General features: G+C 32.0%; 33 protein-coding genes, 1 tRNA gene, 1 other RNA gene and 1 pseudogene. 30 read left to right on the top strand and 6 right to left on the bottom strand.

Going from position 1 to position 26,306, the window contains the following annotated elements:
- Positions 1–5: 5 nt before the first annotated feature.
- The 9 genes from hisC (at position 6) to CDO51_RS06615 (ending at position 7,512) form a co-directional block, all read left to right on the top strand.
- A complete protein-coding gene (hisC, locus tag CDO51_RS06655; protein WP_158212355.1) occupies positions 6–1,100 on the top strand; it encodes a histidinol-phosphate transaminase in 1,095 nt (364 codons plus the stop codon).
- Positions 1,101–1,183: 83 nt separating this feature from the next.
- The gene (gene smpB / locus CDO51_RS06650; protein WP_089023520.1) at positions 1,184–1,648 is read left to right on the top strand and encodes an SsrA-binding protein SmpB; all 465 of its coding nucleotides are present in this window, start codon (positions 1,184–1,186) and stop codon (positions 1,646–1,648) included.
- 65 nt (positions 1,649–1,713) lie between these two features.
- Positions 1,714–2,074, top strand: a transfer-messenger RNA (tmRNA) gene (gene ssrA, locus CDO51_RS06645).
- A gap of 225 nt (positions 2,075–2,299) precedes the next feature.
- Positions 2,300–3,679 (top strand): TldD/PmbA family protein, encoded by a 1,380-nt coding sequence (locus CDO51_RS06640; RefSeq protein ID WP_089023519.1) that lies wholly within the window; start codon positions 2,300–2,302, stop codon positions 3,677–3,679.
- A gap of 1 nt (position 3,680) precedes the next feature.
- The gene (locus CDO51_RS06635) at positions 3,681–4,967 is read left to right on the top strand and encodes a TldD/PmbA family protein (RefSeq protein ID WP_089023518.1); all 1,287 of its coding nucleotides are present in this window, start codon (positions 3,681–3,683) and stop codon (positions 4,965–4,967) included.
- 144 nt (positions 4,968–5,111) lie between these two features.
- A complete protein-coding gene (locus CDO51_RS06630) occupies positions 5,112–5,957 on the top strand; it encodes an RnfABCDGE type electron transport complex subunit D (protein WP_089023517.1) in 846 nt (281 codons plus the stop codon).
- 33 nt (positions 5,958–5,990) lie between these two features.
- Positions 5,991–6,200 (top strand): hypothetical protein, encoded by a 210-nt coding sequence (locus CDO51_RS06625; protein WP_089023516.1) that lies wholly within the window; start codon positions 5,991–5,993, stop codon positions 6,198–6,200.
- Positions 6,201–6,810: 610 nt separating this feature from the next.
- The gene (locus CDO51_RS06620; RefSeq protein WP_158212354.1) at positions 6,811–7,248 is read left to right on the top strand and encodes an NAD(P)/FAD-dependent oxidoreductase; all 438 of its coding nucleotides are present in this window, start codon (positions 6,811–6,813) and stop codon (positions 7,246–7,248) included.
- Positions 7,249–7,329: 81 nt separating this feature from the next.
- Complete coding sequence (locus CDO51_RS06615; protein ID WP_089023514.1) at positions 7,330–7,512, top strand: glutaredoxin family protein; 183 nt, start codon at positions 7,330–7,332, stop codon at positions 7,510–7,512.
- Between the two features lie 427 nt (positions 7,513–7,939).
- On the opposite strand, the gene CDO51_RS06610 is transcribed toward CDO51_RS06615, so the two are convergent.
- Positions 7,940–8,398 (bottom strand): hypothetical protein, encoded by a 459-nt coding sequence (locus CDO51_RS06610; RefSeq protein WP_089023513.1) that lies wholly within the window; start codon positions 8,396–8,398, stop codon positions 7,940–7,942.
- Between the two features lie 234 nt (positions 8,399–8,632).
- On the opposite strand from CDO51_RS06610, the gene CDO51_RS06605 reads away from it, so the two are divergent.
- Entirely contained in the window at positions 8,633–9,832 is a 1,200-nt protein-coding gene (locus CDO51_RS06605; protein ID WP_240503512.1) for a cation:proton antiporter, read from the top strand.
- Between the two features lie 98 nt (positions 9,833–9,930).
- On the opposite strand, the gene CDO51_RS06600 is transcribed toward CDO51_RS06605, so the two are convergent.
- Complete coding sequence (locus tag CDO51_RS06600) at positions 9,931–10,308, bottom strand: carbonic anhydrase (protein WP_089023511.1); 378 nt, start codon at positions 10,306–10,308, stop codon at positions 9,931–9,933.
- Positions 10,309–10,566: 258 nt separating this feature from the next.
- Between CDO51_RS06600 and CDO51_RS06595 the strand changes: the two genes are divergently transcribed.
- The 3 genes from CDO51_RS06595 (at position 10,567) to CDO51_RS06590 (ending at position 12,043) form a co-directional block, all read left to right on the top strand.
- The gene (locus CDO51_RS06595) at positions 10,567–10,845 is read left to right on the top strand and encodes a hypothetical protein (RefSeq protein ID WP_089023510.1); all 279 of its coding nucleotides are present in this window, start codon (positions 10,567–10,569) and stop codon (positions 10,843–10,845) included.
- A gap of 363 nt (positions 10,846–11,208) precedes the next feature.
- Complete coding sequence (locus CDO51_RS14945) at positions 11,209–11,340, top strand: hypothetical protein (RefSeq protein ID WP_276206998.1); 132 nt, start codon at positions 11,209–11,211, stop codon at positions 11,338–11,340.
- Between the two features lie 391 nt (positions 11,341–11,731).
- Entirely contained in the window at positions 11,732–12,043 is a 312-nt protein-coding gene (locus CDO51_RS06590) for a prolyl oligopeptidase family serine peptidase (RefSeq protein WP_089023509.1), read from the top strand.
- Here the strand turns inward: CDO51_RS06590 and CDO51_RS06585 are convergent.
- On the bottom strand, positions 12,017–12,499 hold the full coding sequence (locus CDO51_RS06585) for a hypothetical protein (RefSeq protein ID WP_089023508.1): 483 nt from the start codon (positions 12,497–12,499) through the stop codon (positions 12,017–12,019). The genes CDO51_RS06590 and CDO51_RS06585 overlap by 27 nt on opposite strands.
- Positions 12,500–12,633: 134 nt before the next feature.
- On the opposite strand from CDO51_RS06585, the gene CDO51_RS06580 reads away from it, so the two are divergent.
- Positions 12,634–14,253, top strand: coding sequence for a radical SAM protein (locus CDO51_RS06580; RefSeq protein ID WP_089023507.1), 1,620 nt, complete (start codon positions 12,634–12,636; stop codon positions 14,251–14,253).
- Positions 14,254–14,275: 22 nt separating this feature from the next.
- Positions 14,276–14,950 (top strand): spermine/spermidine synthase domain-containing protein, encoded by a 675-nt coding sequence (locus tag CDO51_RS06575; protein WP_158212352.1) that lies wholly within the window; start codon positions 14,276–14,278, stop codon positions 14,948–14,950.
- A gap of 89 nt (positions 14,951–15,039) precedes the next feature.
- Here the strand turns inward: CDO51_RS06575 and CDO51_RS06570 are convergent, their stop codons facing one another.
- Positions 15,040–15,309, bottom strand: a complete 270-nt coding sequence (locus tag CDO51_RS06570; protein ID WP_089023505.1) for a spore coat protein — start codon at positions 15,307–15,309, stop codon at positions 15,040–15,042.
- Positions 15,310–15,331: 22 nt separating this feature from the next.
- Positions 15,332–15,553: a hypothetical protein gene (locus CDO51_RS06565; protein WP_089023504.1), complete on the bottom strand. Its 222-nt coding sequence runs from the start codon at positions 15,551–15,553 to the stop codon at positions 15,332–15,334.
- Between the two features lie 68 nt (positions 15,554–15,621).
- Here CDO51_RS06565 and thpR point away from each other — a divergent pair, with 68 nt between their 5' ends.
- From thpR to CDO51_RS06520, 9 genes are all read left to right on the top strand, one after another.
- On the top strand, positions 15,622–16,176 hold the full coding sequence (gene thpR / locus CDO51_RS06560) for an RNA 2',3'-cyclic phosphodiesterase (RefSeq protein ID WP_089023503.1): 555 nt from the start codon (positions 15,622–15,624) through the stop codon (positions 16,174–16,176).
- 21 nt (positions 16,177–16,197) lie between these two features.
- Entirely contained in the window at positions 16,198–16,527 is a 330-nt protein-coding gene (locus CDO51_RS06555) for a hypothetical protein (protein ID WP_089023502.1), read from the top strand.
- A gap of 126 nt (positions 16,528–16,653) precedes the next feature.
- A complete protein-coding gene (locus tag CDO51_RS06550) occupies positions 16,654–18,177 on the top strand; it encodes a tripartite tricarboxylate transporter permease (RefSeq protein ID WP_089023501.1) in 1,524 nt (507 codons plus the stop codon).
- Entirely contained in the window at positions 18,177–18,641 is a 465-nt protein-coding gene (locus tag CDO51_RS06545) for a tripartite tricarboxylate transporter TctB family protein (protein WP_089023500.1), read from the top strand. The genes CDO51_RS06550 and CDO51_RS06545 overlap by 1 nt, the downstream gene beginning before the upstream one ends.
- Positions 18,642–18,658: 17 nt before the next feature.
- Positions 18,659–19,636, top strand: coding sequence for a tripartite tricarboxylate transporter substrate binding protein (locus tag CDO51_RS06540; protein WP_089023499.1), 978 nt, complete (start codon positions 18,659–18,661; stop codon positions 19,634–19,636).
- A gap of 65 nt (positions 19,637–19,701) precedes the next feature.
- Positions 19,702–20,151, top strand: coding sequence for a DUF441 domain-containing protein (locus CDO51_RS06535; protein WP_089023498.1), 450 nt, complete (start codon positions 19,702–19,704; stop codon positions 20,149–20,151).
- Positions 20,152–20,229: 78 nt separating this feature from the next.
- Entirely contained in the window at positions 20,230–20,667 is a 438-nt protein-coding gene (locus CDO51_RS06530) for a MarR family winged helix-turn-helix transcriptional regulator (protein WP_089023497.1), read from the top strand.
- A gap of 118 nt (positions 20,668–20,785) precedes the next feature.
- Positions 20,786–21,589: a glutamate racemase gene (gene murI, locus CDO51_RS06525; RefSeq protein ID WP_205842137.1), complete on the top strand. Its 804-nt coding sequence runs from the start codon at positions 20,786–20,788 to the stop codon at positions 21,587–21,589.
- A 312-nt stretch (positions 21,590–21,901) separates the two neighbouring features.
- Positions 21,902–22,882, top strand: a complete 981-nt coding sequence (locus CDO51_RS06520; protein WP_158212351.1) for a GerMN domain-containing protein — start codon at positions 21,902–21,904, stop codon at positions 22,880–22,882.
- Positions 22,883–23,155: 273 nt separating this feature from the next.
- Here the strand turns inward: CDO51_RS06520 and CDO51_RS15335 are convergent.
- Positions 23,156–23,384, bottom strand: a pseudogene (locus CDO51_RS15335) (RNA-guided endonuclease TnpB family protein); the annotation flags it as partial.
- On the opposite strand from CDO51_RS15335, the gene CDO51_RS13770 reads away from it, so the two are divergent.
- The 6 genes from CDO51_RS13770 to CDO51_RS06495 all read left to right on the top strand — a co-directional run bounded on the left by CDO51_RS13770 (position 23,344) and on the right by CDO51_RS06495 (position 26,257).
- Positions 23,344–23,676 (top strand): chloride channel protein, encoded by a 333-nt coding sequence (locus CDO51_RS13770; protein WP_169710430.1) that lies wholly within the window; start codon positions 23,344–23,346, stop codon positions 23,674–23,676. The pseudogene CDO51_RS15335 and the gene CDO51_RS13770 overlap by 41 nt on opposite strands.
- Positions 23,677–23,862: 186 nt before the next feature.
- A complete protein-coding gene (locus CDO51_RS14940; protein ID WP_276206997.1) occupies positions 23,863–23,994 on the top strand; it encodes a hypothetical protein in 132 nt (43 codons plus the stop codon).
- A 330-nt stretch (positions 23,995–24,324) separates the two neighbouring features.
- Complete coding sequence (rph, locus tag CDO51_RS06510) at positions 24,325–25,074, top strand: ribonuclease PH (RefSeq protein WP_089023495.1); 750 nt, start codon at positions 24,325–24,327, stop codon at positions 25,072–25,074.
- Positions 25,067–25,681: an XTP/dITP diphosphatase gene (locus CDO51_RS06505; protein WP_089023494.1), complete on the top strand. Its 615-nt coding sequence runs from the start codon at positions 25,067–25,069 to the stop codon at positions 25,679–25,681. Before rph ends, CDO51_RS06505 begins: the two co-directional genes overlap by 8 nt.
- A gap of 2 nt (positions 25,682–25,683) precedes the next feature.
- Positions 25,684–26,190 (top strand): YfcE family phosphodiesterase, encoded by a 507-nt coding sequence (locus CDO51_RS06500; RefSeq protein WP_089023493.1) that lies wholly within the window; start codon positions 25,684–25,686, stop codon positions 26,188–26,190.
- Positions 26,181–26,257 (top strand) — tRNA-Pro (locus CDO51_RS06495). Before CDO51_RS06500 ends, CDO51_RS06495 begins: the two co-directional genes overlap by 10 nt.
- Positions 26,258–26,306 lie beyond the last annotated feature (49 nt).

Below are 26,306 nucleotides of genomic sequence, written 5' to 3'. Positions count from 1 at the left end.
TTTTAATGGAAAGTTTAGCCAGAAGATCAATATTAAATTTAAATAAGTATGTGCAAGGCACTACTTTTGAACAAGTAAAAAAACAATATAATTTAGATAACATCACAAAACTATCAAGTAATGAAAACCCTCACGGACCGTCAGAGAGAGCTTTCAAAGCTATTGAAGAACATTCTAAAAATGTAAGTGTATATCCTGACGGTTCTTATCAAGATTTAAAAGAAAGGCTGTCAAAGCTAAATAATTTAGATGTTAATAATATAGTTTTAGGTAATGGTTCTGATGAATTAATAAAACTTTTATTAGCAGCCTTTTTAAATCCAGGTGAAAAAGTTATTACTGCTGATATAACTTTTTCAGTGTATAAACATGCTTGTACAATGATGGATGGTGAAATAGTCAAAGTACCTTTGAAAAACTTTACACATGATTTAAATGGAATACTAGATGCGATTACACCTAACACCAAAATGATTTTTATTTGTAATCCTAATAATCCTACTGGAACAATTGTAACACACGAACAAGTACAAAGCTTTTTAGATAAATTACCTTCTGAAGTGATAGTAGTATTTGATGAAGCATATTGTGAATATGTTAGCTCACCAAACTTTCCTAATACTTTAGAATTTATAAGACAAGGATACCCTGTAGTTTCTTTAAGAACTTTTTCTAAATTATATGGTTTAGCAGGACTTCGGGTTGGTTATGGTTTTGCACCAAAAGAAGTTGTAGATATAATAGAAAAAGTTAGAGTACCTTTTAATGTTAATTTAATAGGCTATAAGGCTGCTTTAGCTTCTTTAGATGATACTTTTCATACTAAGTTTAGTATCAAAGAAAATAATAATGGAAAAGTATACCTAAAAAATGAACTAGAAAAACTCGGCTTAGAGGTTGAACCAACTGAAGCTAATTTTCTTTTAATTAATGTAAAAGGTGATGATCTTAAAGTAACGGAAGAACTAATAAAACGTGGTGTTATAGTCCGAAGTGGTAGTCACTTAGGGATTAAAGGATATATCAGAGTAACTATTGGTAGAAGAGAAGATAACGAAAGGTTAGTAGAAGCGTTATCAAAAATTAATTTCCAATTTTGACTTTATTGTAAACTGATAATATAATTGAATTCGGGCATTGATTATGTATGTTTAGGCTATGTGCCTTATAGGAGGTAGATATTATGGCTAATGATGTAATTGTTTTAACTAAAAATAGAAGAGCTGGACACGATTATTTTATAGAAGAAAAATATGAAGCGGGTATTGAGCTTAAAGGCACAGAAGTTAAATCTTGTAAAAATCGCAGTGTTAACTTAAAGGATGGTTTTGCCCGGATTGAAAAAGGTGAGGTTTTCCTGTATAATGTTCATATTAGCCCTTACGATGAAGGAAATCAATTTAACCATGAACCTACACGTACTAGAAAATTACTACTTCATAAAAGGGAAATAAAACAGTTAATAGGTAAAACAACTCAAAAAGGATATACTCTAGTTCCATTATCAGTTTATGTCAAAAGAGGAAAGATTAAAGTTGAGCTAGGATTAGTTAAAGGTAAGCAAAAGTATGACAAACGTGAATCTATTAAACGAAAAACAATGGAACGAGAAATGGAAAAAGCTATGAAAGATAAGATGAAGTACTAGCAATATAGCTTGTTTATTGGTTGACATAAATAGTAATCTTTGTTATATATAATTAATGCAAACCAGGGGGCGATCTGGTTTCGACGGGGATGTAGAGAGTAAGAGGAGCGAGCCCAGGATCCATGTGCCTGGCAAAAAACATGGGCTTAAAGTTAAGTGACGAAGATTACGCTTTAGCTGCTGCGTAACATTTAATGCGTAGCCATCCTCTCGTTTCTTTCCTGCGGAAACGAGTTGGGTGCCAAACTTAGCAGGATACCGATGTAAGTTGCCTCGATTACATTGGGAAATCTAATTGGGGCTAGCCATAGAAGTATCCAGCCTTTAGGAGACTTATATGGCGAAACACCAAAATAAAGGCTACGCTCGTAGAGCCTCTTACTTATGCATCTCCGGACGGGGGTTCGATTCCCCCCGCCTCCACCATACATAAATAGAATTAGATTATAATAGATATTTAAAGCTAGAGCTGTAATTAGCTCTAGCTTTTTTATATTCTATTAAAATAACGGTGATAGTGGAGAACGGTCATTTTTTTCTATAAATAAACACATTCTTTATAATCCAATTTAATTAAAGGAAAATCAATTAGTTAATAGAATCATTACGTAACGAGTATCTTTAAAAATTTTGATTGGAGGGTTATTGAGTATGAAATTAGATTATTTGAAGACATTTAAAAATTGTCTAGATGAACATGCTGAACTTCGGTTACAACAAAACTCTACAGTTTCATTGGCTCTAGTAAATGGTAGTTTAGTTAGAAATGAAAAAAATACGTCTAGTGGTATTTCTTCAAGAGTATATAAAAATGGTTTTTTTGGGTTTGCATCAAGTCCTAAAACAGATGAAAAAACAGTTAAAGATATAATAAACAAATCAAAAGAAAACGCTATTATGTTAGCTAACCTAGAAAAAAGAAATAAAAGTCAACTATCTGGTGAGAACTTTGAAGTAATTAAAGATTTTTCTACTAAAAAACCTAGAGTTTCTAGAAAAGCAAAACTAGACTTTCTAAAGAAATTACATGAATACACTGCTAAAACATACAAGGATCTAAAGTCTGATACGTTTGTTATAAATAATTTGGATATGGAGAAAAACCTATTAACTTCTTTTGGAGCTTCAGGTTTTACTATGATTCCAAGAACATTATTAGTAATCAGCCTTTCTATTGAAAAGGATGGTAATACTTATAATTCTTATGATGTTTTTGGTGGTCTAGGTCAATATGAAGATTATTTTGATAATCCTGAAGAGTTTTATGAAAAGATCGATAAAGTATATACAAAAGTTAAAGAAAAATCAGAAGGGGTTTATCCAGAGGCAGGTTACAAAGATGTGATTATGGACTCTAAATTAGCTGGAATTTTAGCTCATGAAGCTATCGGACATACTACTGAAGCTGACATGGTTAAAAGTGGTTCAGTTGCTAAAGATTATTTTGGTGAGAAAGTAGCAAGTGATTTAATCAACCTTGTAGACTTTGCTTATGAATATAATAATCAAGTTTGTCCTATGCCGGTTTATATTGATGATGAAGGTACAAGACCAGAGGATGCAGTGATTATTGAAAATGGTATCTTAAAAAGGTATATGAATAATAAAGACTTGTCTCGAGATTTAAATGATAAACCTACAGGAAACGCAAGGGCTTATGATTTTTCAGATGAACCGTTAGTGAGAATGAGAAATACAGCAATTTTACCGGGTGATGATAAGTTAGAAGATATGATAGCGTCAATTGAAGATGGCTATTACTTGACTAAGCCTAGTAATGGGCAAGCAGATTCTACTAGTGAATTTATGTTTGGGGTTCCAAATGGTTATGAAATAAAAAATGGGAAATTAGGTAGAGCCATTAAAGATACAACTATTTCAGGTGTTGCTTTTGATGTGCTTAAAACTGTTTCAATGGTATCTGATGAAATGACTTGGTCAAATGCAGGGATGTGTGGAAAAAAACAAGTTATACCTGTAGGAATGGGTGGACCTGCTATAAAATGTAAAATTAATATAGGAGGTAGGTAATATGGAATTATTAGATAAATGTATAAATTTACTAAAAGAAAAAGGTGCTGATAAGTCGGAAGTTTATCTTACAAAAGAAATAAAACAAGAAATGAATATTCATTCTGGAGAACTCAAATTGTTACGTACTTTAGAAGAATATAATTTAGAAATGACAGCAATTATTGATAATAAAAAAGATACGATTAAATTAAGTGATATCGATGAAAAATCTATTGAGGAAGCTGTTAGTGAAGTTATACATAATGCAAAAAATTCACAACCAGATGAAGCAAATGATATTTCAGATGTCATTCTTGAAAAAGATTTTCAAGATAAAGAAGTTGATATGGATATTAATATGATGCATAAAAGGTTGCATAACTTCATTTCAAAGGTTGAAACTGACTACCGTGACTTAGTAATTGAAGAAGCGATATTAGTTTATAATGATAAATATGATTATTATGCTAATTCAAATGGAGTTAAATTATCTTCTAATTCTGATAACTACTCATTTTTTATTATGTTTTTCGCTAAAAAAGAAAATAAAACATCCTCCTTTAATTATACATTTACTTGTACTAAAGATTTAGAAAAAGAATTACTTGAATTAGGAGCATTATCTGATTTATTAGAACAATCTATTGAACATCTAGAACCTAAAAATCTAGAGACTAAAAAAATAACAGGTGAAGTTATTATTACTCCAGATTGTATGAATGAAATGTTATCTTTCTTATTAACTCACTTACAAAGTCATTACCTAATTTCTAATATTTCAAAATTCCAAGGTAAACTTAATGAACAAGTTTTAGATGATAAACTTACTTTAAAGACTGAACCTGACTCGGAAGTTTTAGCGAATAAGAGTTATTTCGCAAGAGATGGTATAGTCAATAAAAATGACTATATCATTAAGGAAGGTGTATTAAAAAATTACCTCTTAGACTTATATGGATCTAAAAAAACTGGCTATGAAAGAGGTCCGTCTACTGGTGTTAACCTAGTAATGGAAAATGGAGATAAGACTTATGATGAAATGATTAACTCTATTGAAAAGGGAATTATTTTGTCTAGATTTTCTGGTGGAGAGCCTGCACCAAATGGTGATTTTTCAGGTGTAGCTAAAAATAGTTATTATGTTGAAGATGGCAAGATAAAGTATCCTATTAAAGAAACTATGGTTTCAGGGAATTTGTTTGAGATGCTAGAAAATATAGTAGCAATTTCTAAAGAAAGAGTAAATAATGGAGTTACATTATTACCATACGTTAAGTTTAAAGATGTTACGATATCTTCTAAATAGATATATTTAATGTAAAAGTGCTGTTTTCTTTTTAAAAGAACAGCACTTTTTAATAAACAACAATTAATAATAATTACTATTTGCATCAAACTGGTAAGTTTGATAGTATATATATAGAAATTCAATAAAGGAGGTCAATATAATATGGCAATGATGAAGGGAGTTTTAATAGCTTTAGCACCAGCAACACTGTATGCTTTATATGCTTATGGGATGTCTGCTTTCATACTTATTGTAGCTTCAGTTTTAGGCGCAGTAACAACAGAGGCAGCATATCAAAAAGTAGTTGGACAACCTATTAAGATTAAAAATCTGAGTGCAGTGGTAACAGGATTATTATTTTCATTTACACTATCACCATCAACACCAGTTTATGCAGCTGTGATTTCAATTGCTTTCGGTGTAATTGTAGGTAAACAAATTTTTGGTGGTTTAGGAAAGAACCTATTTAATCCAGCACTGATAGGTAGGTTATTTTTAATCTATGCTTTTCCAAATGCTTTAGATCCTTGGAAGTCAAGGGTAGATACTGTGAGTACAGCAACACCTCTAGGAGCGTTTTTTGAACAAGGTGATATGGTATCGGTAACCGAAGCTTTCTTTGGAGGGGTTTCAGGATCATTAGGAGAACTTTCAGGTCTTTTACTGATAGTTGGAGGTATCTACTTAGGTTATAAAAAATATATTCGATGGAGAATACCAGTTAGTGTACTTGCAACTGTAGCTATATTTGCCATCTTTATGGGACAAAACCCACTGTTTCACCTATTTACTGGTAGTGTCATAATAGGTGCCCTTTTCTATGCTACTGATCCAATGACATCACCTCGGTTTGAATGGGGTCAAATAATTTTTGGAATTGGTATTGGTGTGATAATAATGGGAATGAGATTTTGGGGCTGGCTCCCTGAAGGTGTAGCTTTCGGTGTATTAGTTATGAATATGTTTGTACCGCTATTAGATAAAGCTTTTAAACCAGTACGTGCTTAATGTTAGTATTTAAAATATTTGGAGGTGTTTCTAATGGTTGCAGATCCAACTTTTAGAGTAATAACCTTAGCCCTTGGTATGTTAATACTAGGTATAGGTTGGTATCTTTTAAAAATAAATCGTAAAGAGAATAGTGATGAAACAAAGATAAAAAAACAAATTAAAAAAGAAGCCATTCATGTTTCTACTATTTTTGGTGTACTTCATATGGTGATTATGCTAGGTTTGACAGCATATATTTAAGTTAGAGCAAAATGAGCTTATTCAAAACAATTTTTGGGTAAGCTCATTTTTACTAGATATTTAAGGCTAGAACTTAAAAGTGTTCTAGCTTTTTTTAATTTGACTATTGGTAAACTTTGAGTTAAAATACCCCCTGATGGTATAAGTGTGACAATACAAAGGAGGTCTTATAAATGTCTACTATAAACAAGACATAGCAATAATAGGTTGTGGCCCTGCGGGGCTTTCTGCTGCTTTAAATGTTGCTTCTAGAAATGGCACTAGTATTCTATTTGGAGGAAACAATTGTAGTCCTAAACTACAAAAAGCACCACATATTCCAAATCACCTTGGAATTTCAGATGTGAGTGGACAATTTATGAATACAGCGTTACAACAAGTAAAAGCCCGAGGAATAAACATTTTAGATTAGAAAGTAGAAAGTATTGTTAAAAGTGGGGATATATTTAATATCTTACCAAAAAATACAGTATATAACTCAAAAGCTATTATTTTAGCTAATGGAACTAATCAAAAAAGAACACTTCCTGGTGAAGAAAAGTTTCTAGGAAGAGGAGTCAGTTATTGTGGAACTTGTGATGCTGGATTATTCAAAAATAAAACAACAGTTGTGATAGCAGAACAAAAAGAAGAGGGCGAAAATGATGTTAAACTTTTATCTGAACTATGTGAAAAAGTTTATTATATCCCTTTATACAAAGAAGAAATTAATGTACCGAATAATGTAGAAGTTTTATATGAAAAACCAAACGCTATTATAGGGGAAAATAAAGTTCAACAGTTACAATTAGAAAATACTGTGATAAATTGTGATGGGATATTTATTTTAAGAGAAGCTATTCCAACAAGCCAATTAGTTCAAAGTATTGAGTATGAAGGAAATGCAATTAAAGTTAGTAGAGATATGAGTACCAATATTCCAGGAATTTTTGCAGCTGGTGATATTACAGGTTGGCCTTATCAAATTAGTAAAGCTGTTTGTGAAGGACAAATAGCAGCTTTATCAGCAATGAATTATATTAAAAACTTATATTCAGATGCTAGTTAAGCTCCTAAAGGAGGATATAAAATGACCGAAGAATTTAAAGTTTATACTACCTCGAGCACTGGGTGAAAAGTTTGCAAACCAGTGAAAGAGTTTCTTTCACGAAATGGGTTGGATTACAAAGAAGTTGATATCAATAAAAATCCTGAAGCAATTAATGAGCTTGTTAGTTTAACAGGAGAGATGAGAATTCCTGTAGTTAGAAAAGATGATAATTATGTAATAGGATATGACGAACACAAATTAAAGAAGTTAATTAACATGTAGGGTCTCTGAAAAATTTTAGAGACCTGTTTTATTTAGTATAACTAAATAAAAATTAAAGACTCTTAGATATTTTCAAATAAAGAAGCGTTTTTATTAATGTAAATAATAATAAGCTTGACCTTTTAAGTTTTCTAGTTTTGAAATTTTTCTCTTTGGACTATCAACCATGACAATACACCAGCTAATAATGCACCTGCTCCTATTAATTCAAAGGTTTCTTCAAAAAGGTGATCTATAATTCTCTAGCCTTCCATATGTTGATATAACACAGATATATCTTCAGTGGCTGTAGATATGATTCATTGGTATACCTTTTGTCCATATTCTTCTCACCAACCAGTTTCACCTGTTGCTGAAGTAATAGAAGCTATTGCGTAAAAAACAAAACCAGTTAAAAGATAAATAATAGTTCTATTATCTTGTGTTTCTAAATCTTTTTTCCATATCTTACAATAGCATATAAAGGTATTAAACCAAGCAATAAGTAATATGGACCGGTGATCCATATAGGGTGTACTCCATAATATTCAGAAAAGATAAACCTAAAATAATGTCTAGGGTTACCGGCATCTTCGATAACCATAAATACGGCAAGGATTCCCAAAAGAAACCAAAAGGACTTTCTTTCTTTAGAATCTTCTTGTCCAGCTACCAAACCACAATAAAGTGCTGTAAGCCCTATGAGCACCCACTGAAACATTTCAGTGAAACCACCTTCAATATATATGTGATGCCACAGAAAAGGGTTATTTAACTGTATATCATAAACCAAATAATCTCTAATACCCAATAAATTATTTACATCAACTAAGTATATAAATACCCATGTAGCTATAATGTAAAATATAACTATAGAAAAAATGAGATCAGGTTTTTTAAAATTCAAAAATTTCCCCTCCTGTGTTTTCTTTATGTAACACATAAAAATTATAACTTATCAATACTATAGATTGAATATATAAAATGTAAAGGTTTCGTAAAGATAACTTTATTAAGAATTTAACAAGGAAATTATAAAATAATATAGAAAAGATATTACTATGGTTATAATCTCGTGAATTGAAAATAATAATTAAGATGATAGGGTCATCTTAATTATTATTTAGTTTTAGTTGGAAGGATGAGTGAAGTGATAGGAAGTATTTTAATAATATTAATAAGCGGATTTGTAATGGGTAAAATCTTTGAAAAGCTACATCTTCCGGGATTATTAGGAATGCTTTTAGCAGGTGTTTTATTAGGCCCTAATTTTTTTGATTTAATTTCTTCTGACATAATAAATATAGCTGATGATATTCGGTTACTTGCTCTAATTTTGATTTTACTTAGGGCAGGGCTTGGTCTTAAGCGTGAAACTTTAAATAAAGTAGGGGTGCTTTCTCTTAAGCTAGGCTCTATCCCCTGTCTTTTAGAAGGAGCTACTGTCTTATTATTAGCTTACTTCTTTTTTGGCTTAGAGTTTATTGAAGCGGGTATTTTAGGGTTTATAATTGCTGCTGTAAGTCCAGCTGTCATTGTACCTTCTATGTTGAAATTAAAGGATAGAGGGTTAGGTACTAATCGTGGTATACCAGTAATGATTTTAGCTGGAGCATCTATTGACGATGTATTTGCAATTACATTAATTTCAATATTTTTAGGTTTAACTGCTGAAGGTGCTGACAATTCCATTTTTAGTTTATTAGCTATTCCAAGAGAGATAATAGGTGGTGTGTTGTTCGGGTTATTAGTAGGATATTTACTTGTTAAACTTTATGAAAAAATCAAATTAACAGAAACTGATAGAATTGTAGTATTAAGTATAGGGGCTCTTTTTGCTTATGTAGTAAGTGATATTTTACAAGTTGCAGGTTTACTTGCAATTATGGTAGCCGGAGCTTATCTACTAGAAAAACAAAAGCCTTTTGCAGAAGAATTTTCTGCTAAATTAAAAGAGGTATGGGCTTTTGGTGAAATATTTTTATTTGTGTTAATTGGTGCTATAGTTGATGTATCTTTAGCTATAGAAGCAGGGCCGATAGGGATTCTCATCGTAACAATTGGTGTTTTAGTGAGAATGTTTGGAGTTTATATCACAACATTAGGCTCAAACTTAAATGCTAAAGAACGTCTTTTCTGTGGGATTTCATACAGCCCTAAAGCAACAGTCCAAGCTGCTATGGGAGGTGTCCCACTGGCTATGGGGTTACCTAATGGTGAATTGATTCTTGCACTTTCGGTCTTGGCAATTATATATACAGCACCTTTAGGAGCTTTAGGTATAGATTTTTTTTCTAAGCGTTTATTATCTAAAGATGAAAAAAATAATTTATCAGGTTAGAAACTTAAAGAGCAGGCAAATGAGCCTGCTCTTTAATAATATACGCTAAAAATTACTTTTGGTCCTTAAAATCCAAAATTAATCATATATGATAATTACTATATTACATGATTTGCTACCCAGTTATGATCTACCCATATTCCTATTACTTTCACATTAAAATTCCAACTGTTTATAAGTTTTATGGATTCTATAATGTCTAATACTTGTCCATCTTTATCTTTTAGATTATTAGCGCAGTCATAGTGACCAATGATGGCAATAAGGTTTGAAGCGTGCTTATTTATTGATAAGTTAACTCTCGATTTTATTGATTCAATGGTATTATAGTCTACATTTTCAGATAAAATACGGTTAGGTCCGGGTTCAGTTATCATGTCAACATAATTAGCTTTATATTCTTCTTTTAACTTTTTTAAGACGGCTTCTTGAACTCTTCCATCAATACAATTGATTGCAGTTACAAATTTATTCATTAGATCACCCTTTTCTCTCACAGTTAACTAAAGTATATCAAATGTACAAAATTATAGCTATATATTTTGTATAATTTTAGGAAATTAACAGACATATTAATGGTATAGACATGCATAAAGTCACAGCAGGGGGTGTTAAAATGAAGAAAACGATTTATTATTACCGCGGTAAGGTGAAAGATTTGAAAGCTAATTTAAAGGGTGTGATGGAAAATAAAGTAGTTAACCTTGATTACTATAGAAGGAGAAAAATATAATATGTTTTTTAACATTAAAAAAACAGATAAAATAGCAGCAATAAAAGATGTGATTGAGGAACATTTAGAGATCGAAAAACAAAAAATAATTCTAGAGTGGCTAGATCGAAAAATAGCAAATTACGCTTGTGAGAATACGTTATGTTATCATTGTCTAACAAAGATGAAGTATGGTGGTTATATTATAGACAAAAAAAGTAAAAGAAGGTCTGATGGAAAATTAGAAAAGGTACCAAGTTATTTATTTTGTCCTAAATGTAGTTATAAAGAACATCTCTGATTAGCTCTACATGCTATGAAATTATTAATATTTATTATGTATTACTACAATATTTACTAAACTTTAGATAATTGACAATTGTTAGTTTCAGTGGCAGATTCAGAACTTAAGTAAACAAATATTTAGTTAGGTTTTATGAGGAGTGAGACCATGGTAAAAAGCTATGAAGAAATTAATATTGAGATAAATAAACAGCTTTCTAAAAGGAACAAAGGCATATGTGAGCGGTCTTTCCTTACAAAATTTTATAGCAGTTGGGCTTAAGGTTGAACTGTTGATAGAATTAGATGGTTCGGTTGGTGATTTTGTTTTTCTTTAAATAAAGGACCTTATATTAAGCTGTTAGGCGATGCCGGAAGGTTTATGGCTGATACAATGACCCATGGTGAAATTAAAGTGAATGATAATGTAGCACATGGATTAGGTTTTAGTATGTATGGAGGAAGAATATTTGTCCAAGGTGATGCGGGTGGTCGACTAGGTCAGTTAAATTAAGGTGGAACAATAATTATTAATGGAAGTGCTGGTGATGATATAGGGTTATATTCCCTTGGTGGAGATATAATTATAACTGGAGATGTTGGTAAACGAGTTGGTGACTGGATGGTAACGGAAATATTTATATTGGTGGAGAATACTGTGAGCTTGGAAATAATGCAAAAGAAAATAAATTAGAAAAAAACGATATAAAAAAATTACAGAATTATTTTAAACAGTATGATATAGATAAATCGGTTGAAAGTTTTGTAAAGATTGAACCTATATGCTCCCGACCTTTTTATAGAAATGATAAAAAGCTATATGAAAGTAATATACGAAGGGGGCTTAACATGAATATATGGAATAAGGATAACATTAAAGATACGGTCTTTTAGTGGCAACTTGTATGGATTCTGAGTATGGTGATCCTGATAGTAACCCAAAAGACTTTAAGAATTTATATCAATATTCTCCACTTCATAATATAAGAAAAAACCAAAGTTACCCTAATACTCTAGTTATGACTGCTGATACTGAGGATCGTGTGGTTCCTGCTCATGCTAAAAAGTTTGTTAAATCTTTAGAAGAAAAAGCTAACAACCCCAAAGACATTTATCTTTGGGTAGAGAAAAAGGCTGGACATGGCGTTGGGAAACCTACTAGTAAGCTTATTGATGAATCAGCAGATAAATTAACTTTTTTGTTTAGAAACTGTTAGATCTCCAATAATATATAAACCACCTATTATACCTAGATGAACTATAAAACTCATTAAAAAAGTTTCAAAAAAGTTCCAATTGTTATATACTAACATCTCGTTTAATTTAAAAAAGAAATGACTTATTACAGCTAATAAAGGAAAAGATAAGGTAACTATTATTTTAGTAAAAAAATTTGACGCTAATTTAATGAAATATACAAATAATATTACTAAAGGAGTCCAGGTTCCTGATAGGAAAACTGGTATATCCGCTATGAAAAAGAGGTCTACTTGTCTATAATCCCAAAAACCAAACCTTATATCTAAAAAATAAAATAAAATAAATGCCAATCCGATACCGAAGACAATTCCAAAAATTAATTTTTCTAATATAACTTTTTTGGGAACTAAAACTAGCAAAAGAATAGCACTGATAATAAATAATAATGGTCCTGCTAATCCAGGTAAGTACATGAATTCCCCTCCTTATGATAAATTCTACCTTATATTTTCTCCATTAAAAGAAATACTATGTGAAATTTAAACTTGACATTGATTATGCTCTCTGATAATTTTTTAGCTGTACTATAGACGGAGGAGAATTGCAAATGGCTGATAAAATCACATTAATTGACGGATATGTAGATGAACCATCTTGTTTAGGAGTTCCACCTTATATTTCGCCATATATAAGATATACTTACGGTGCTTTACTTAAGTCAGGTCTTAAGGAAGACCAAATTAATTATATTACTATTGATAACTTACGTAATGATAAAAACTTATTAGATGAAGTTATTAATAGCCACTTAGTTGTTATAATTGCGGGTACTACAGTACCAGGAAAATATTTAGGTGGAATGCCTATTTCTTTTAATGAAATTAAAAAAATTAGTAAGGAAAACAAAGGAAAGACCCTTTTAGGTGGACCTATTATTTTATGTTCATATGAGAGTTTAAATGTAGAGATGCTTGATGAAACAGGTGCGTTAAACCTATATGAATATTTAACAGGAAATCGTATATCAGAATTTGATATTCCTTCAAGTATAGAACGTTTTTCTAGAGAAGGTGCTAGATTATTAAATAAACATCCTAATTTTCCATATGTTGTTTGTGAACTTGAAACATATCGAGGCTGTATTAGAGAAAAAAATTGTAGCTTTTGTAGTGAATCACTTAAAAATGTTTTATATACTAGAAAACCTTTAGATATAGCAGAAGAAGTTTCATCTCTAGAGAAAGAAGGGGCAAAATATTTCCGGTTAGGTGCTCAAACAGATCTTTTTATGTATGGTGCTGTTAAGAAAAATGGTCAATTAGTACCAAACCCAGATACTATAGAAAAACTTTATAGATTAATTAGACAAAAAGCACCAAATTTATCAGTGTTACATATGGATAATGTTAGTCCTGGAACTATAGGTAGATTTCCAAAAGAATCACGACAAATTTTAAAGACAATAGTTAAGTATAATACACCTGGAGATACTGCTGCCTTTGGCCTAGAATCATGTGATCCAGACGTGTTATCGAAAAATGATATAGGGACAGATCCAGAAGAAACTTTCTATGCTATTGAACTAATGAATGAAATAGGTAGTATACGGGAAAATGGTTTACCAAAGTTATTACCAGGAATTAATTTACTTTATGGTTTAGCCGGACAGTCTTCAAAAACTTATGAATTAAACTATAATTTTTTGAAAGAAGTATTAGATTCTGGTTTGATGCTTAGAAGAATTAATTTACGTCAAGTAAGAGAAATTGCTGGCTATCAAGGTGAGAAAGTAAAAAAGAAACTTTTTAAAGAACATAAAGAAGTTGTAAACCAGGAAATTAATAGACCTATGTTACAACGTGTTTTCCCACAGGGAACTATAATTCGTAATGTAAGAATAGAAAAAGTTGAAGGGAATATTACTTATGGTCGTCAATTAGGAACCTATCCAATTTTAATTGGTATACCTGGAAGACATGAAGCAGATGCATTGGTAGATGTTAAAGTAGTCGACCATGGTTATAGATCCATAACTGCAATAAAGTATCCATTTAATATAAACAAAGCTCAAAAAGAAGAAATTTCTTCCTTACCACAAATAGGAAAAAAAAGAGCTGCTAAATTATTTATAAATAAACCAATTACAGACCGGGAACATTTCAGAACTTTACTAGATACGTCTGTTGATATCGAGAAATTAATAAGTTATATTGATGATTTAAATTAATGCTATTAGGGGAGGAAGAATGATGACTAGTAAGAATGTAGAAAACATAAAAGATTCTCAAAAGGAACTAAAGTTAATAAAAAGTGATAAACATTACGAGATTATTTCAAATGGTGTGTTTTTGAAGTCAACACATGGAGGGAAAAGCGAAATTGAAATGGTTAAAGATGGACTATTTTATCTCAGTGATCACAAATTAGAAAATATACGAATTCTTATTGGTGGTTTAGGTGTTGGTTATTCTCTTATTCCAGCTGTTGAAGATGAACGAGTAGAAGTTGTAGACGTGGTTGAGATACATAAAGAAGTTATAAATTGGAACTATCAGTATTTTAGTGAGTATAATAAGGATGTTATCAATAGTGATAAGGTTAGAGTTTTCAATGACGATATAGGGAAATATCTTGAGGAAAACAGTAACAAGTATGATTTAATACTACTTGATGTAGACAATGGCCCCGACTGGTTGGTACGGCCTGAAAATTATCATTTATATCAGAGTGAAGGTCTTAATCTTTTAAGTGAATCATTAGCTCTGGGGGGCTACATAGGAATCTGGACCATCTCTGAAAAGCAGGAATTAGAAGCTAATTTAATAGCAAATTTTGATTATGTTATTATGCGTTCTTATCAAAATATAGATAGTAAAAGAAGAAGTCATTATGACTATGTTTATTTTAGTAAAACCGGGAAATAATCCCGGTTTTATTAAAATAAAAGCTCCCCTAATGGGGAGCAGTGAGAGGGTTGAGGTTTTAAATACCAGGAGATGTCTTTATGGCTTAATTAATAATAGTTAGATTGATTTTGTTTTTGACCTTGACTAGCTTTTTCAGGTTGATACCAACCTTTGTTTTTCATTGTTTCTAGTAAATTTAAATGACATTCAAGAGTATGATCATGTAGGTCGTAAAAGGCTTGGCGAGTGTTTGGACTATTAGCTTCTAAAATACCTTGATGATATATAGTAGAAACATGTTTTGTACTAGTTAGAATATCATTAACAATATCCTTGTCAGATAATGATTGTTGTTGAGTTTGAGTCTGTGTTTGCATATGTATCCCTCCTTAGGATATTTTAATTTTGAGGAAAGCCAGCTTGTTGTAAAAAGTTTTGTAAAAAGTTAACTTTCTCTTCACAATCTCTTTGGACTTGTTGGATTGAATTTTTTGCTTGTGGGTCTTGGACTTGATTTAAATAAGTGTTACACTTATTTAAACAAACCTGTTCATGATGAAGCTGATCTTGAAAATATAACTTTTCTTTTTGAGTGAGTTGTTGTTGCTGTGTTTGATACACGGCGAGCACCTCCTCTTATTTTATAATCTTAGTGACCAAGCATAGTATTAAACATGTGAGGTGAAATTATGCGTTGTTTTTTTGCACTCTTCTTTGATGAAGATGTTACAAAAGCTATTAAAGATAATCAAAAAATATGTAAAAGCAACGGAATTACAGGTAAATATGTAGCACCTACAAATATTCACTTAACTCTTAAATTCTTAGGTGATGTAGAGTCTATTAATATAACAACTTTATTTGAAGTATCAGATTATATAAAAGAGATTCAAACATTAAATTTACAATTATCTGATTTAGGTGTTTTCCCTAACTTAAAAAATCCAAAAGTATTATGGCAGGGAATTTCAGGTCCAGATAAAGACCAATTAATAAAATTACATACCTTTATTGATGAGTTTTCAAAAAAGAGGCTTGGTATTGAACGAGAAAAAAGAAAGTTTTTTCCTCATATAACTTTAATGAGAAGACCATCTTTTGAAAAAAGACTAACAATAAATGATATTAAAAAATTTCATATTAATAAGCCTGAGGTTAAGATAAATTTTTGTTCTTTAATACAAAGTGAACTGACGAAAAAAGGTCCTATATACTCTGAACTTAAACGTTTTTATTTTCTATGATGTTATAGGGAGGGAGAAGCTTTGTTTGAACTTTTAGAGGATATTGAACCAAAATTTCAAAAGCGTTTTAAAAAAGAAGTTAGTATGGCAGAAATAACAAGATATGCTTTAAAGATAAATAAATCCGTTTGGATAATAGTAACTAATCGTAAAATTTATATTTTAGCTAAAAAACTTTGGTTTATTAGACCATTAATATTTTCCTTTTCAGAGATAAAAGATTTTAAATGTAATGATGAGACACTAGAAATTATTTTACGTAATAATAATTCAAATAAATTTAAGGTTGAATTCAATAAAAAAGAACAATTAAAAAAATTAACTAAAGAATTAAATAGTTTGATTAATTAATTAATCTCTCGGTAATCCGGGAGTTTTTTATTTTGAGATCATTTGGACTGTCACGTATTTGAGGTCTAAGAAATACAATATTGGTGTATCTGATTAATTGTCGTTTAAGTGAAAGGAGGGAAATAAATGGGTGAAGCTTTTGCACATTTTTCTGGAATAGTTGATCCTGTTTATTTTGCTATAGTGGCACTAGGAGTATTTGGTGGGATTTTAGTAGGCTCCCTTCCGGGGCTTACACCAACTATGGGGGTAGCTTTATTAGTGCCCTTTACTTTTCATTTATCTGCAGAATTAGGATTATTAATGCTAGGTTCAGTGTATGTTGGAAGTGTATATGGTGGAGCGATTACAGCTATTTTGATTAACATTCCAGGAGCACCCGCTTCTATTGCAACAATGTTAGATGGTCACCCTATGGCAAATAAAGGAGAGGGCGAAAAAGCAATTCACTTAGCAACTATCGCATCTTTTGTTGGCGGAATATTTGGAGTATTACTCCTTATGTTTTTTGCACCATTTTTAGCTCAAGTATCTTTAAATTTTGGGCCAGCAGAACATTTTTGGATTGCTGTATTTGGTATCACTGTTATTGCAGGGCTGTCACAAGGATCAATTTGGAAAGGGCTTATTGGTGGTGCTATTGGATTATGGGTTAGTACAATTGGAATTAGCGAAATAACAGGTACATCACGGTTTACATTTGGTTTTTCACAACTGACTGGTGGAATTGGATTAGTCTCTGCTTTAATTGGTCTCTTTGCATTCCCTCAAGCCATGACTTTTCTTGAACGTACTTTATTAAATAAGGAGAAACGTAATAATAAAGACAATGTTTTTAAAAAATCTCGCTCTTTCTTAAGCGCTATCAACGAAACTTTAGGTAGTATCAAAATATTGGGTTTAGGTACATTTATAGGTTCACTAGTTGGTTTGATACCAGGAGCAGGTGGTCAGGTAGCAGGACTTGTAGCCTATAATGAAGCTAGACGTCAATCATCTGAAAAAGAAAAATTCGGAACAGGTCATAAAGACGGTATTATTGTAACAGAGAGTGCTAACAATGCTATGGTTGGTTGTTCATTAGTGCCGCTACTAACCTTAGGTATCCCAGGAAGTCCAACAGCAGCTGTTTTACTAGGTGGATTACTAATGAACGGGTTGTGGCCTGGGCCTGAGTTATTTCAAGAAAATGCTTCAGTAACTTATACCTTCATATTTGGTATGATGTTAGCTCAAGTATGTATGTTATTCATTGGAGGTTTTGGTGCTAGATTTTTTAAAAAAGCAATGTATGTACCACCAAATATAATGGCGCCACTAATTTTAGTACTGTGTGTAATAGGTTCATTTGCTGCAAGAAACAATTTTGGTGATGTTTGGAGTATGTTAATAATTGGAATTGCGATGTTTTTTGGATTAAAGCTTGGTTTTAGTCCTGCTCCAGTTGCTTTAGGATTTATACTAGGAGAATATGCTGAAAGAGGGTTTTTATTAGCTAGTAGAGCAAGTGTTAGTGAAGGATCAGTTATACTACACTTTCTTGATCGTCCAATAGTTATTGCCTTAATAATCTTAACAGCTATTTCAATTATAACTACAACTATATTTGAAGTTAAACATAAGCAAAACGGGGAAGGGGTGAATAAGTAATGAAGTTAAATAAACTCCCCCTTTATAAATTAGAATTAATTGTAGTTGTGTTTTTAATAGTAGCCTTCATATCTATTATATACACAAGTTTTTCATATACACAGGAAGCTTATATTTTTCCTGTTGTAGCTCTTTCGATCGGGATAGTAGTATCAATCTTACAAGGGGTTGTAAGTATTAAAAGAAGTAAAAAACAATACAAAGAAAAAGATCCAATCCCTTTTAAAAATACCCCTTTAATAAAAATGATCCCTATATTGTTAAGCTTTATCCTATATCTTTATGTAGTGTCTGAACTTGGTTTTTTTGTTACTACCTGGATATTTTTATCAGCGCTATTGATTTTTTTAGATAAGACAAAAATTACTCAACGGTTACTAGTTGGAACTGGGTTAACAATTGTTATGTACTTGTTATTTAGTTGGGTTCTTAATGTTCCATTACCTAGAGGAATTTTAATATAGGTTAGGAGGTAATTAATATGTGTATAAAAAAACATTTATTATTGTTAACACTTGTGTTAACTGTAGCATTTACTGGTGTTGCATGTTCACATGATGATGACTACTCTAATTATCCTGAAAGACCAATACAATTAATTGTAGCATTTACTCCAGGTGCTGCGACTGATACTCAAGTACGGATTTTAGCAAAATACGCTGAAGAAGAGCTAGGTCAACCAGTAGTAATACAAAATATAGAGGGTGCAGGCGGTCAGGTTGGCTGGAATGAATTCTCTGAAGCAGAACCTGATGGGTATACGTTAGCAGCTTATAACCTACCTCATATTTTAGCACAACCGTTAGTTGAAGATACAGAATATTCTAGAGAAGACTTTGAACCTATAATGAACTGGGGTTATGACCCGACTGTTTTTGCAGTACGTGAAGATAGTCCTTATGAAACATTAGAAGATTTATTAGAAGATGCTAAAGAAAATCCAGGAGAGATCTCAATTGGTAAGGCAGGATTATATATAGGGCACCATTTTTTAATAATGCAGATCCAAGATGAAACAGGTGTGGAGTTTAATCAGATGCCATTTCCTGGCGGTGCTGAAGCTTTGTCTAATCTGTTAGGTGGTCATATTGATGTTGTATCTGGAAACTTAAGTGATATGTATAGGCAAGGTGATGAGGTGAGAATTTTAGCTGTAGCCGCAGAAAAAAGACATGAAGAATATGCTCCGAAAGTACCTACTTTTAAAGAGTTAGGGTATGAGAGTGCTATTATGAGTACTGATCGTGGAGTCGCAGCTCCTAAAGGTACACCAGATGAAGTTATAGAAAGGCTAGAAGAAGCGTTTTACAAAGCTGCTCAAAATGAAGAATATTTAAAAGAAATGGATGAAGCGGGTGCTGATACTCTGTTTTTAGAAAGAGATGAAGTAAAAGAAGAATATGAAGAAAGAGAAGTAATTTTAGAAGATCTTTTAGAGACTTTTGGACATTTAGAATAATAATTAAATGTTGTAACATTAAACCTCCACCTCTTCCATAATCTAATATGGAGGGGGGAGGTTTAATGGGTCAAGAGACTATTGTTCTTTTAACAATCCTACTTCTTGCTTTAATAGGAAAAAATGAATTAGTAGCGACAGCAGGGGCGCTACTATTTGTTATGAAGTTTTCAACATTATGTAATGTATTTCCTTTTCTAAATGAAAGGGGAATAGAACTTGGGATACTCTTACTCACTATTAGTGTTTTAACTCCGTTTGCAGCCGGAGATATATCACCAGGAGAATTGATTTCAACCCTTAAATCACCCGCAGGTATGGTAGCTGTTTTTTCTGGAATAATTGCTTCTTATCTTACAGGTCATGGGGTACATTTACTGCAAACTCGTCCTGAAGTTATGGTGGGTTTAATAATAGGGTCAATATTAGGAGCATCATTACTTAAAGGGGTACCCGCAGGCCCTTTAGTTGCTGCAGGGTTAGCTGCAGTTATTATTAAATCATTAAACTTATAAATTAACTTGACAGCTGTAATTGTTAAATGTACACTTACTTTAAGTAATAGTATGAACTTATCATAGGAGGAAGGTTTCATGGATAAGGACTTTGATGAATTTATAAAAGAAACTGAACTAACTATAAGAAAAGTAAATACCATAATCAAGCGGCGTGGTCGTGAAATATTGCAAGACTTTAATATAACCCCCCCTCAATTTGTTGCTCTACAATCATTGACAAAAGAGGGTAAGCTTACAATAGGTGAATTAGGAGATAGATTGTGTTTAGCTTGCAGTACAGTTACGGATTTAGTGGATAGGATGGAAAAAAACGAACTTGTCGAAAGGTTTAGAGATCAAAAAGATCGAAGAATAGTTAGAATTAAAGTACTTGAAAAAGGTCATCGCTTGATTAACGAAGTGATTACAGCAAGACAAGAATATTTGGCTAAGATACTTAAAGATTTGTCTGAAGAAGAACGAGAAGGTTTATTAAGTGCCTTGAATCAATTAAATGATCTTATGGATCATTAGGTTCAATCCCATGACTCATGGGATTTTTTTATTGAATGTAAGATTAATAAAACAAAGTAAACATAAAAATAAGGTTTGATGTAGATAAAATATGTTGTGATATGAGGAGGTAATATATATGAGTGCAATGAATAAAGATCAAGCAATAGCCCTATTAGATTCAGGAGTAGGTGGGTTGACAGTAGCAAAAGATGTTATTAATTTCTTACCTAATGAAAGAATAATTTATTTTGGTGATTTAGCTCGTATGCCTTATGGACCGAGACCTCATGAACAAGTTCGTCATTATGTTAGAGAAATTACTGACTTTCTTATGGAACAAGATACTAAACTTCTAATTGTAGCATGTAACTCTGCATCTGCCTCAGGGTTATCTGAGATAAGATCTGACTACGATATTCCAATAATTGATGTAATTAATCCTGGGGCTAGAGCGGCTATTTCTGCAACTAAGACTAAAAAAATAGGTGTTATTGGTACAGAAGGTACTATAAAGTCTAAAGCTTATGAAAAGGCTATTAAAAGAATTGACCCAGAAGTAGAAGTGTTAAGTCAACCTTGTCCTTTATTTGTATTGATTGTAGAAAATGATTTGATAGATTATCCAGAAACTAAGACTGTAGCGAGAGAATATTTACTACCTCTAAAAGAACAGGGCGTTGATACTCTAATCATGGGTTGTACACATTATCCTTTTATGGAAAATATAATTCAAGATGTAATGGGCAATGACGTGAAATTAATTAGTTCTGCTGGTGAAACAGCGAGACAAACTAAAGAACTATTAAAAGAGAGAAACTTGTTACGACAAGGTGATAATTCAAAGCACAGATTTTTTGTTAGTGCAGAATCGAAAAAGTTTATGCAAATTGGTCAAAAGCTTTTAGGTTTTAAACCAAATGCGTATCAGGTGGTGTTTTAATGGATGGCTTTTGGTCAAAAAAAATAGTTGGGTATTTTTCAAACATTGAAATTCAACTCTTCTGAAGAATCAAAATGAAACTTACAAAATATTAACACAGAAATATTGTATTCCTAGTAGAAGAGAGAAGCGAGCCAGCTTTACAAATTGTGATTGATGATATATATTCTGCTAGTAAAGGACAAATGTTATGGAATGTGTAACACTTTATTCAAAAATTTTGAATGAAGTGTTTTTTTTATCATTTTTTTAGTAGTAATTGTATAAATAATTTAGTAAGGGATATTTAAAATGAAAGGGGGAGGAGTTTTGTTGTCAAAATCTAAAATAGTTTTATTATTTACCTTAATACTTACATTTTCTCTCTTCACTACTGGGTGCTTTTTTTTAGACTTTATTTTTGGACCAGACCCTGATGAAGAGAAAGAGGTAGAAGAGGATGAGGGACAGGTTGAGGAGGAGCCATATGATGATGAGGATATGCGAGAGACGATGTTTTATATGTTAGATGATAATGACAATATCGTACCAATAGTTAGGCCGATAGAATGGACAGAGGGTATTGCAACTAAGACTTTAAGTAAAATGTCAAAGAGCCCACAGAATATTGATTTTTGGGAAGGTACAAACCTTTCACCACCATTACCTTCTGAAACTCAAGTAAAAGGGATGACTATTGATGATGGCTTAGCTAGAGTTAATTTTACAGAGGAACTATTAGATGTTCAAGGAGAAAAAGAAGATAAAGTATTAAGCTCAGTGATTTACACCTTAACAGAGTTTGATAGCGTAGATGAAGTTGAACTAATGGTGGGTGGAGAATTTATAGATACATTACCAGCTGGAGCTGATGTATCATCTTATTTAGTGCGGGATGGTTTAAATATAGAAGTGACTTCACAGGCTAGAGCAGCTGATTCTCAGGATGCTGTAACATTATACTTTATATCTAATGATAAAAAATATTTAGTTCCGGTTACAAGATATATCCCTGCTACTGATGAAATTGAAGGTAATGCTATATATGAGCTTATGGAAGGACCTTCATCTGAGAGTGGACTTGTATCCTATATTTCACCTGAATTGACTGTAAATAATGTGAGTATTGAAGGAAGTAAGATAATTATTGATGTATCGAACTTATCTGATGATCCAGAAAGTCAAGAAGAGGCTTTAAAACAACTATACTATACTCTTATAGAGCTAGATAAAGTAAATGAAGTAGAAATAACTGTTGATGGAGAAGAACCATCTATTGATGTTAATCTAAGTAGAATTAATTTTGCTACTTAATTTTTAAACTAATGTTGCAAGTGAAAATGAATTCTATTATAATTTAGCTGCTTAATTGTTTGTCCCCGGATAAAAGTCCGGGGTTTTTTAATTAAGTTCATCCAATTCATTGTAAAGGATTGTTGACACTCCCACACGCATGAATGCGTGTGGGATTTTCGGGTAGCTATGTGTCCTCAATTCATTTCTGCTTTAGACAGCTCCCAAGCAAAGGGTATGCCAGTACCATTCCCATACCAGTGCATATAGCAGTATAGGCTGATAGACTTTTGCTTACGCTACTCCATCTATCACAGGTGTATGGATGATGTTCATTCCTGCTACCCGATCTCGGTGGGTTTTAATACCTGTTAGTTTTGCTTTGTACTCAATAAATAATGCTAACCGGTAAAATGACCATGTATGTATTTTTACGGCTTGTTCTTGCCGTGTTTCGGATATTTGACAGTTCTTCTAAGCGAATGACCGAAACTTTGTTTTCTATTGCAAAATCAACCACTTCTAGTACTATTGGTTATGTGGTATACTCATTAATATTTGGAGCACAACAGTTATTTACAGTACCTGAATTTACTATGGAGATAAACTATATTCCATATTTAATATTAATAGCAGTATTTGCTGGACTAATCAAATCATGTTTAAAAGAGTATTTTAATGGTTGTCTTGAGTTTTTTGAGAATTCACGAGTTCCACCAGACAGGCCTTACTGCATTAATAGCAGGGCCTCAAGTTATTGGTACAGGGACAAACTATATTCAGAGCTTCATCTCGGATCAAATACCAATAAATAAATGTTATAATAATATTAAGTTACTCATGATACGTCATTTAAGCGTGTATGTGAACAATTCAATTCTTTAGATAGAGCCGATTAATGGTATCATAAAAGGAAGGTGTTTATAAGGACTTCTTTGCTTTGATAGGGACGTGAGCTACTATTAAAATTAGGAAACCACATATCTAGACATTATTTAAAAGTGGAAGATAAATTAATTGGACTTATAGGTAGTCTAGGGACCGGAAAGTCACTTTTGACTGAAGGTATGTTTAATGATATAACATTAAACAATGATGACTTGAAAGTAATATCAGCCCACTACCGATTTTAGAAGCTTACTATAATGGTTATTTTAAGCATAATATTTTTTAGAGTTTTATATTTTTTCTGAATTAGACTTGCCTGAATCAGAAAAAAATATAAACGCAAGTCTTTTGTCAGAGCTCTAGATCTAGAGGAAAACAAAATATTGATTGGTGATAAGTTTAATTTATACTGTACATGCTCACGTGTATATGTTAATAATACAAATGAAATCAAAAATTTTTAGTTGCATTCTGAAGTAAAACAAGATTCAATAACTAAAAGATATTTAATTATTGGGATTGTGGGGTATAATAGCGTTTGGGATGAACTACTAACTTTAAGGAGGAATTTTTTTATGAGAGAAAATCGTCGCTTTGATGAAATAAGGTTTATTAATATTGAAACTGATTTTGTAAAACATCCTGAGGGATCTGTTTTAATTTCTTTAGGAGATACAAAAGTTTTATGTAATGCAACAATTGAAAATAAGGTTCCGCCATTTTTAAAAGGTGAAGGTTCAGGTTGGGTAACAGCCGAATACTCTATGTTACCTCGTGCTACTGAATCAAGAAATATTAGAGAAGCTGCTAAAGGAAAACTTGGTGGAAGGACTCAAGAAATTCAAAGATTGATAGGACGTTCACTTAGATCAGTAGTTGATTTAGAAAAATTAGGAGAGCGTAGTATTTGGATTGACTGTGATGTAATTCAAGCTGATGGGGGTACTAGAACAGCTGCCATTACAGGTGGATTTGTTGCAATGATAATTGCTTTACATAAATTAGTAGAGAATAATGAATTAAAAGAGATTCCAGTTAGACACTATCTAGCAGCAATAAGTGTTGGGGTTGTTGATGGAAAAGTGGTTTTAGATCTAGAATCTAAAGAAGATTTTAATGCCGATACTGATATGAATATAGCTGGAACTAATCATGGTGAGTTTGTAGAAATACAGGGAACTGGTGAAAAGCACCCTTTTTCAAAAAAAGAATTCTATGAAATGCTTGACCTAGCGGCAAAAGGGTTGGCTGATTTAACTAAAGCGCAAAGTGAAGTACTATCAGATATTTTCCCAAGTACGAAAGGGATGAGTGATAATGAATAATATAGAATTAATTTTGGGTTCAAGAAATAAAGGGAAAGTTAGTGAGTTTAAATCCTTATTAGCTAACTTTCCAATTGAAGTTTATTCATTAGAGGATTATCCAGGAATAGGAGATATTGAAGAAACTGGTGTCACTTTTAAAGAAAATGCATTAATTAAAGCTCGAACAATTGCTAATAAAACTAATAAACTCACCATAGCTGATGATTCTGGTTTAGAAGTGGATGCTCTAAACTATGAACCAGGGGTATATTCAGCTAGATATTCAGGTGAAAATGCTAGTGATAAAGATAATATCAATAAACTTTTAGACAAGCTTAAAAACATACCTTATGAAAAACGAACAGCTAGATTTAAATGTGTTATGGCACTTTCTCATCCTCAAATTTCTAATCGTGTTGTAGAAGGGGCATGTGAAGGTTATATTTTAGATTATGAAAGAGGAAATAAAGGGTTTGGTTATGATCCAGTTTTTTATTATCCGAGATATGATAAAACTTTTTCAGAATTAAGTAAAGAAGAAAAAAGTAATATCAGTCATAGAGGTAAAGCTTTAGAGAAATTATTACCTAAGCTAAGAGATATTATCTGTAAATTGGAGGGTTAACAATGAACGATAATATCAAGATTTGTGTTATTAGTGATACACATGGAAATGTCTCTAATGCTATAAACTTTATTAATAATCATGGTCCCTTTGATATACTATTGCATGCTGGGGATCATTTGTCTGATTTATACAAGATTAAAAAAGAAATTAAGCACGATATTGATGGATATTATGGAGTAGTAGGAAATTGTGATGATTTTTTTTCACCAGATGTGTTGACAATAACTGAATTAGATATTAAAATAATATTGTTGCATGGCGATGACGTAGGAGTTAAAAAAAACTTACTACAATTAAATTATTTAGCCGAAGAAAAAGGTGCAGATTTAGTTGTTTTTGGTCATACTCATATTGCAACAAACGTTACGAATGAAGGTGTGTTATTCTTTAATCCGGGAAGTGCCAGCCTCCCAAGGGATGGGGGAGAACCTAGTTTCGGTGTTATAAAACTTAGAAAGGGTGAAGCACCGATAGCTAAAATCATTCGTGGATGTTACGGGGCGTAGCGCAGTTTGGCAGCGCACTTGGTTTGGGACCAAGGAGTCGCAGGTTCAAATCCTGCCGCCCCGACCATAATATGCGGGTGTAGCTCAGTGGTAGAGCCCTGGCCTTCCAAGCCAGT

This window comes from Natranaerobius trueperi (assembly GCF_002216005.1).
GTDB lineage: Bacteria > Bacillota > Natranaerobiia > Natranaerobiales > Natranaerobiaceae > Natranaerobius_A > Natranaerobius_A trueperi.
Note: the sequence above shows the minus strand (reverse complement) of the source record. Positions and strands in the feature narration are given on the sequence as shown.

What these genes read in the sequence shown, in the direction of transcription:
- hisC (WP_158212355.1), top strand. Translation starts at nt 6, where the DNA reads ATGGAAAGTTTAGCCAGAAGATCAATATTAAATTTAAATAAGTATGTG.
- smpB (WP_089023520.1), top strand. Translation starts at nt 1,184, where the DNA reads ATGGCTAATGATGTAATTGTTTTAACTAAAAATAGAAGAGCTGGACAC.
- CDO51_RS06640 (WP_089023519.1), top strand. Translation starts at nt 2,300, where the DNA reads ATGAAATTAGATTATTTGAAGACATTTAAAAATTGTCTAGATGAACAT.
- CDO51_RS06635 (WP_089023518.1), top strand. Translation starts at nt 3,681, where the DNA reads ATGGAATTATTAGATAAATGTATAAATTTACTAAAAGAAAAAGGTGCT.
- CDO51_RS06630 (WP_089023517.1), top strand. Translation starts at nt 5,112, where the DNA reads ATGGCAATGATGAAGGGAGTTTTAATAGCTTTAGCACCAGCAACACTG.
- CDO51_RS06625 (WP_089023516.1), top strand. Translation starts at nt 5,991, where the DNA reads ATGGTTGCAGATCCAACTTTTAGAGTAATAACCTTAGCCCTTGGTATG.
- CDO51_RS06605 (WP_240503512.1), top strand. Translation starts at nt 8,633, where the DNA reads ATGAGTGAAGTGATAGGAAGTATTTTAATAATATTAATAAGCGGATTT.
- CDO51_RS06600 (WP_089023511.1), bottom strand. Translation starts at nt 10,308, where the DNA reads ATGAATAAATTTGTAACTGCAATCAATTGTATTGATGGAAGAGTTCAA.
- CDO51_RS06595 (WP_089023510.1), top strand. Translation starts at nt 10,567, where the DNA reads ATGTTTTTTAACATTAAAAAAACAGATAAAATAGCAGCAATAAAAGAT.
- CDO51_RS14945 (WP_276206998.1), top strand. Translation starts at nt 11,209, where the DNA reads ATGGCTGATACAATGACCCATGGTGAAATTAAAGTGAATGATAATGTA.
- CDO51_RS06590 (WP_089023509.1), top strand. Translation starts at nt 11,732, where the DNA reads ATGGATTCTGAGTATGGTGATCCTGATAGTAACCCAAAAGACTTTAAG.
- CDO51_RS06585 (WP_089023508.1), bottom strand. Translation starts at nt 12,499, where the DNA reads ATGTACTTACCTGGATTAGCAGGACCATTATTATTTATTATCAGTGCT.
- CDO51_RS06580 (WP_089023507.1), top strand. Translation starts at nt 12,634, where the DNA reads ATGGCTGATAAAATCACATTAATTGACGGATATGTAGATGAACCATCT.
- CDO51_RS06575 (WP_158212352.1), top strand. Translation starts at nt 14,276, where the DNA reads ATGACTAGTAAGAATGTAGAAAACATAAAAGATTCTCAAAAGGAACTA.
- CDO51_RS06570 (WP_089023505.1), bottom strand. Translation starts at nt 15,309, where the DNA reads ATGCAAACACAGACTCAAACTCAACAACAATCATTATCTGACAAGGAT.
- thpR (WP_089023503.1), top strand. Translation starts at nt 15,622, where the DNA reads ATGCGTTGTTTTTTTGCACTCTTCTTTGATGAAGATGTTACAAAAGCT.
- CDO51_RS06550 (WP_089023501.1), top strand. Translation starts at nt 16,654, where the DNA reads ATGGGTGAAGCTTTTGCACATTTTTCTGGAATAGTTGATCCTGTTTAT.
- CDO51_RS06545 (WP_089023500.1), top strand. Translation starts at nt 18,177, where the DNA reads ATGAAGTTAAATAAACTCCCCCTTTATAAATTAGAATTAATTGTAGTT.
- CDO51_RS06540 (WP_089023499.1), top strand. Translation starts at nt 18,659, where the DNA reads ATGTGTATAAAAAAACATTTATTATTGTTAACACTTGTGTTAACTGTA.
- CDO51_RS06535 (WP_089023498.1), top strand. Translation starts at nt 19,702, where the DNA reads ATGGGTCAAGAGACTATTGTTCTTTTAACAATCCTACTTCTTGCTTTA.
- CDO51_RS06530 (WP_089023497.1), top strand. Translation starts at nt 20,230, where the DNA reads ATGGATAAGGACTTTGATGAATTTATAAAAGAAACTGAACTAACTATA.
- murI (WP_205842137.1), top strand. Translation starts at nt 20,786, where the DNA reads ATGAGTGCAATGAATAAAGATCAAGCAATAGCCCTATTAGATTCAGGA.
- CDO51_RS13770 (WP_169710430.1), top strand. Translation starts at nt 23,344, where the DNA reads ATGACCGAAACTTTGTTTTCTATTGCAAAATCAACCACTTCTAGTACT.
- rph (WP_089023495.1), top strand. Translation starts at nt 24,325, where the DNA reads ATGAGAGAAAATCGTCGCTTTGATGAAATAAGGTTTATTAATATTGAA.
- CDO51_RS06505 (WP_089023494.1), top strand. Translation starts at nt 25,067, where the DNA reads ATGAATAATATAGAATTAATTTTGGGTTCAAGAAATAAAGGGAAAGTT.
- CDO51_RS06500 (WP_089023493.1), top strand. Translation starts at nt 25,684, where the DNA reads ATGAACGATAATATCAAGATTTGTGTTATTAGTGATACACATGGAAAT.